The following is a 5,679-nucleotide window of genomic DNA, read 5'->3' on the forward strand; positions in this document are numbered from 1 at the left end:
CGATCGGTCGCACGATCTCGCGGTACGGCGAGTGGAGCACCTTGAGCGGCGTGTCCAGGTTGCGCTCGTCCCACTCCTCCAGCAACCGGTTGGTGGCGGTCGCGTCGATGGAGACGTAGACGCCCTCGAGCAGGTTGGGGCGAGTCGCCTTGGCGAAGGCGAGTGCCCGCAGCGTGGGCTTGTGCAACTTGGAGACCAGGACGATGGCGTGCACGCGGGTCGGCAGCAGCTTGTCGGTCTCGTCCGCGGCGAGCTCGGCCTCGACCAGGGCGTAGTGGCTGCTGATGCCCTTCATGATCAGGAAGAACACGACCATCGCGATGATCGTGATCCAGGCGCCGGCGAGGAACTTGGTGACCAGCACGATCACCAGCACCACCGCCGTCATGCCCAGGCCGAACGTGTTGATCGCCCGCGAGCGCATCATCCGGCGGCGCGTCGCCGGGTCGGTGGTGTCCTTCAGGTGGCGTGTCCAGTGCCGGATCATCCCGAGCTGGCTGAGGTTGAAGGAGACGAAGACACCCACGATGTAGAGCTGGATGAGCTTGGTCGTCTCGGCATCGAAGATGACGATCAGGATGATCGACATCGCGGCGAGGAAGACGATGCCGTTGCTGTAGGCGAGGCGGTCGCCGCGTGAGCCGAGGGAGCGCGGCGCCAGCCCGTCCTGGGCCAGGATCGAGCCGAGCACCGGGAAGCCGTTGAACGCCGTGTTGGCCGCCAGGACCAAGATGATGCCGGTCACCGTGACGACGAAGTAGAAGCCCGGCGAGAAGGCGTGGAAGACGCCGTTCGCGATCTGGGAGATCACCGGGTGCTGCTCGTAGCCGACGGGCAGGGCTCCCCCGCCGGCGCTCCGCAGCCGGGCGAGCTCGTGCGGGTCGACGTACCGGATGCTCATCTGGTGGGCGAGCACGATCACGCTCATCATCATCGAGACGGCGATCAGCCCGAGGAGCAGCAAGGTGGTCGCGGCGTTCTTGCTCTTGGGTCGTTTGAAGGCGGGCACCCCGTTGGAGATGGCCTCGACCCCGGTGAGGGCGGCACAGCCCGACGAGAAGGCGCGCGCCAGCAAGAACACCATCGCCACCTGCGTCAGGGGGCCGTCCCAGCCCTCCGCGGGCTCGATGAGCAGCTCGGAGCTCTCGGCCATCGGCAGGTTGCCCGTCAGCAGCTGCACCAGGCCATAGGCGCACATGCCGAGGATGGCGACCATGAAGAGGTAGGTCGGGACGGCGAAGAAGGCGCCCGATTCGCGAACGCCGCGCAGGTTGAGCGCCGCCAGGACCACGACCGCGCCGCTGGCCGCCATGGCCTCGTGACCGATCAGCGAGGGAATCGCGCCCGCGGCGTACTGCGAGGCCGACGAGATGGAGACCGCGACAGTCAGTACGTAGTCGACGAGCAGGGCACTGGCCACGGTGATGCCGGCGTTGCGGCCCAGGTTGACCGTGGCCACCTCGTAGTCACCGCCACCGGACGGATAGGCGTGCACGGTCTGCCGGTAGGACGCGACCACGGTGAGCATCACCAGGGCCACGACCAGGCCGATCTTCCAGCTCCAGGTGTACGCAGACGCACCGGCCACGCTGAGCATGATGAAGATCTCGTCGGGGGCGTAGGCCACCGAGGAGAGCGCGTCACTGGCGAAGACCGGCAGCGCAATCCGCTTCGGCAACAAGGTCTCGCCCAACTGGCTGCTGCGGAGCTTTCGCCCGAGCAGGATGCGCTTGGATACGTCGCCGACACTCACGAGGGGACAGCGTAGTCACCTGGGATACGGTTCCCTCGTGCATGTCGTCATCATGGGGTGTGGCCGGGTCGGTTCGACCCTCGCCCGAAGCCTCGAGGATCGCAACCACACGGTGTCCGTCATCGACAGCGACCCCGACGCGTTCCGCCGGCTGGGTCCTTCCTTCAACGGTGACAAGATCACCGGATACGGCTTCGACCAGGAGGTTCTTCAGAAGGCCGGCATCCGCCGCGCCGACGCCTTCGCTGCCGTGTCGAGTGGGGACAACTCCAACATCATCGCCGCGCGGGTGGCGCGCGAGACCTTCGGGATCCAGCAGGTCGTCGCGCGTATCTACGACCCCGGCCGCGCCGAGGTCTACCAGCGACTCGGCATCACCACGGTCGCCACGGTGAAGTGGACGGCCGACCAGGTGTTGCGGCGCATTCTGCCCGCGGGCGCCGAGCCTGACTTCCGCGACCCGTCGGGGACGATCAGGGTCGATCACATCCAGGTGCCCGAACGCTGGGTCGGCGAACGGACCATCCACTTCCAGGAGCAGTCGCGCAGCCGCATCGCGTGGATCGACCGCCTCGGCGAGGGCATGATCCCGACCCGCGAGACCGTCATCCAAGAAGGCGACATGCTGCACCTCGTCATGCGTGAAGAGACAGCAGCGCACGCCTACTCCGTGCTCGACCGCGGACCCGAGGAGCACTAGAGATGCGCGTTGCCATTGCCGGAGCGGGCGCCGTCGGGCGCTCGATCGCCCGCGAGCTGATCGACAACGGTCACCAGGTGCTCCTGATCGACAAGTCCCCCACCGCGATCCGGCCCGAGCGGGTGCCCAACGCCGAGTGGCTGCTCGCCGACTCGTGTGAGTTGTCCTCCCTCGAGGAGGCCCAGCTCGACAAGTGCGACGTGGTGATCGCCGCGACCGGGGACGACAAGGCCAACCTCGTGACCTCGCTGCTGGCCAAGACCGAGTTCGGGGTGCCCCGTACGGTCGGCCGGGTCAACCACCCCAACAACGAGTGGCTCTTCACCGAGGCCTGGGGCGTCGACGTCAACGTGTCGACCCCGCGCATCATGTCCGCGCTCGTCGAGGAGGCCGTCAGTGTCGGCGACCTCGTGCGACTGTTCACGTTCCGCCAGGGCAACGCCAACCTCGTCGAGATGACCTTGCCCACCGACTCTCCCTACGTCGGTACGCCGAGCGGTCTGGTGCCGTTCCCCGACAACTGCGCGCTCGTGACGATCCTGCGCGACGGGCAGGTCTACACCTCGAGCGGCGAACAGCCGCTGGAGGCCGGCGATGAGCTGCTGTTCGTCGCCGCGTCCGACGTCGAGGAAGAGCTCGAGCGACTGCTCTCCCCGCGCACCCACGGCGGCTGACCCCACGCCGCAGCGTCAGGCAGCGGGCTCGGCAGCAGGCTCGCTCATCGGCGTGTGGTTGCGCGCCAGCACCCAAACCATCGCGCCGAGAGCGGCGAGCTGGAGTGGCCAGCCGAGCACGATCTTGAGCACCCCGAGGACCGCCACTGCAGTGTCGGGGTCCATCGACCCGGAGTTGCCGGCGAGCCAGATGGGCGCCTGCACGAGAACTCTCACAAGGCACGGCAGCACCAGCAGCCAGGTCAGGCGGGTGCACAGCTTCACCACCTGCCGGTCCCGGTGCCACGCGGTCGGATCACCGGTGACGCTGCCGACCATGAAGCCGACGATCGGCCAGCCGACGAGGCAGGTCAGGGCCAGCACCACGGTGTAGGCGGAGTTGTAGAGGATCCCGGGCAGGAAGTAGGCCAGCGCCTGCTCCTGCTCGCTGCCGCCGGCGGCCGCGGACCGCGCCACGAACAGCCAGCCGATGCCGATGCCGACGAGCGCGTTGACCACGAACTGCACGCTCGAGCGTTGGACGAGGCGGAGCACGAGCAGCACCACGGCGGCCGACACGCTCACCGCGAGCGCGACGTTGAGCTCGCGGGTCGTCAGCCACAAGACGGTGAAAGCGATCGTGGGTACGGCGGCCTCGACCATGCCGCGGCGGCCACCGAGGGCCTCGGAGAGCTGTCGGCGGACCACGGCTTCCACGGTCTCGACGGAGGTAGGCGTCCCGGACTTCACGGCGTCGGTCACGCCATCAGCTCGTAGCGCGGGTTGAACAGCACTCGATGCCCGGTCGCGGTCCCGATCCGACCCTCGACGCGCATCGCCCGCCCGGGGCCGATGCCGGCGATGCGACGGCGACCGAGCCAGACGATGGTGATCACGCCGGTACCGTCCTCGAGCTCAGCCTCGAGGGCCGGCACGCCGCCGCGCGGACGCAGCGTCACGGTCTTGATCGTGCCGCGAAGACTCACGAACTCGCGGTCCGGCGCGTCGGCGATCGACACCTCATCGGCACCCGAGTGGGTCGCCCGGAGGTCACGCGCGTGCGCCTCGCCGCTGTCGGCCCAGCGGGAGAGATTGCGTCTCAGTCGGCTCTTGTTGTCGCCCACGACGCGCTCAGGTCACCCGTCGGGCCTGGTCGGGCAGGGTCGCCGGAAGCGGCTCGCCGACCGGCATCGCGCCCGCCCCGCGGCGTACGACGACCTGCGCCAGCGCGTCCTCCCAGTCCCCGGCATCTTCCGGAGCCAGGGCCGGGCGACCGAGGAAGGAAGCGCGCAGCATCCACCGCTCGCCGTTGATGCCGATGATCCGGGAGGGCTGGAGGCCGACCGTGCCGTCCGGCTTCTGGACCGGCATCTGGCAGACGAGCTCGGTGCCGAAGCGGCCCTCGCGCTCCTCGGCCTGGCCGCCACGGCCGGTGATGTCGGCCTGGATCTGCGGACGCACGGTGCTCCAGAGGTCGCCGTGGCGCGGGGCGGCGAAGACCTGCATCTCCAGCGCGCCGTCCTGACCGGTGAGCATGACCGCCTGGACCGTGCCGCTCGCCTCGTCCACCTGCAGGCGCAGCTCGCGGCCCTCGCTGGGCGCAACCAGCAGCGACCCGAGGTCCACGCGGTGCACGCCGTCGTCGACGACCTGTGACTCGTCGAAGGGACCATCCGTGCGCGGCTGCGTCGGTGCGGCCGCCGTGTCGGCGGCGTCGCCGCTCGACTGGGCGGTCGCCTCGGGGGTGGGCTCCGACTTGCGGCCGAACTTCACGTCAGTCACTCCATTCGTGGCGCTGCGGGGTAGCACAGTGTTCCTGTGGAAGATGCGGGTGGCGACACACCGCTCACGCGGGTGCGAAGCCGCCAGTAGAACCGTAGCCCCCCGCGCCACGCACGGACTCGGGGAGTGCGTCCACCTCGATGAAGCGGGCGCGCTCGAAGCGCTGGATGACGAGCTGGGCGATCCGGTCGCCGCGCTTGAGGCTCACCGCCGCCGCCCGGTCGTGGTTGACCAGCAGCACCTTGATCTCGCCCCGGTAGCCGGCGTCGACGGTGCCGGGCGTGTTCACGATGGACAGTCCGTGCTTCGCCGCCAACCCCGAGCGTGGGTGGATGAGGGCGACGAAACCGGTCGGCAGGGCCACCGAGATGCCGGTGGGCACGAGTGCGCGCTCCCCCGGAGCCAGCGTCACGTCGATCGTGGACCGGAGGTCGGCGCCGGCGTCACCGGGGTGGGCGTAGGCCGGCAGCGGGAGGTCACGGTCGTGGCGGACGATCGCGACGTCGAGGTCGCCGGTCGGCTGGTCGAGAGGTTGGTCGGACACGGGCGGGAATCTACCCGCCAGCGGCCGTCATGCAGCGCCCCCATAGGCTCTGCGCCGTGGAGTTCGCGGAACGGCTGAGCGTGCCGCTGCGCTGGTGGGTGCAGGGGACGATGCTCATCGCCACCTTGTGGCTGGCCCTGGTCGTCGCCGTGCCGCTCCCGGTCGCCTGGGCCGTGACCGGGGTGGCTCTCGCCCTGATGGTCGCCCTGTTCGTGTCGTACGGCGCAGCGCGCATCAGCGTCGACGG

General features: G+C 69.3%; 8 protein-coding genes. 3 read left to right on the forward strand and 5 right to left on the reverse strand.

Features of this window, described 5'->3' with window-relative positions; translation table 11 throughout:
* Positions 1 to 1,753, reverse strand: a 1,753-nt coding sequence (locus tag RMO85_RS04675; RefSeq protein ID WP_310526771.1) for an APC family permease, incomplete at its 3' end; no start/stop codon positions are given.
* Between the two features lie 37 nt (positions 1,754 to 1,790).
* Here RMO85_RS04675 and RMO85_RS04680 point away from each other — a divergent pair.
* Together RMO85_RS04680 and RMO85_RS04685 are read left to right on the forward strand one after the other, a co-directional pair.
* Complete coding sequence (locus RMO85_RS04680) at positions 1,791 to 2,453, forward strand: TrkA family potassium uptake protein (RefSeq protein WP_310526772.1); 663 nt, start codon at positions 1,791 to 1,793, stop codon at positions 2,451 to 2,453.
* A gap of 2 nt (positions 2,454 to 2,455) precedes the next feature.
* The gene (locus RMO85_RS04685; RefSeq protein ID WP_310526773.1) at positions 2,456 to 3,127 is read left to right on the forward strand and encodes a TrkA family potassium uptake protein; all 672 of its coding nucleotides are present in this window, start codon (positions 2,456 to 2,458) and stop codon (positions 3,125 to 3,127) included.
* 15 nt (positions 3,128 to 3,142) lie between these two features.
* On the opposite strand, the gene RMO85_RS04690 is transcribed toward RMO85_RS04685, so the two are convergent.
* From RMO85_RS04690 to dut, 4 genes are all read right to left on the reverse strand, one after another.
* On the reverse strand, positions 3,143 to 3,868 hold the full coding sequence (locus RMO85_RS04690) for a DUF3159 domain-containing protein (RefSeq protein WP_310526774.1): 726 nt from the start codon (positions 3,866 to 3,868) through the stop codon (positions 3,143 to 3,145).
* Complete coding sequence (locus tag RMO85_RS04695) at positions 3,865 to 4,230, reverse strand: OB-fold nucleic acid binding domain-containing protein (protein WP_310526775.1); 366 nt, start codon at positions 4,228 to 4,230, stop codon at positions 3,865 to 3,867. Before RMO85_RS04695 ends, RMO85_RS04690 begins: the two co-directional genes overlap by 4 nt.
* A gap of 7 nt (positions 4,231 to 4,237) precedes the next feature.
* Positions 4,238 to 4,879, reverse strand: coding sequence for a DUF3710 domain-containing protein (locus RMO85_RS04700; RefSeq protein ID WP_310526776.1), 642 nt, complete (start codon positions 4,877 to 4,879; stop codon positions 4,238 to 4,240).
* A 73-nt stretch (positions 4,880 to 4,952) separates the two neighbouring features.
* Positions 4,953 to 5,432 carry a dUTP diphosphatase gene (dut, locus tag RMO85_RS04705; RefSeq protein WP_397203116.1) on the reverse strand — a complete coding sequence of 160 codons (480 nt, stop codon included), beginning with the start codon at positions 5,430 to 5,432 and terminating at the stop codon, positions 4,953 to 4,955.
* Between the two features lie 56 nt (positions 5,433 to 5,488).
* Here dut and RMO85_RS04710 point away from each other — a divergent pair.
* A partial coding sequence (locus tag RMO85_RS04710; protein ID WP_310526778.1) for a DUF3093 family protein occupies positions 5,489 to 5,679 on the forward strand: 191 nt, incomplete at its 3' end.

Source organism: Nocardioides sp., assembly GCF_031422975.1.
Lineage (GTDB): Bacteria > Actinomycetota > Actinomycetes > Propionibacteriales > Nocardioidaceae > Nocardioides.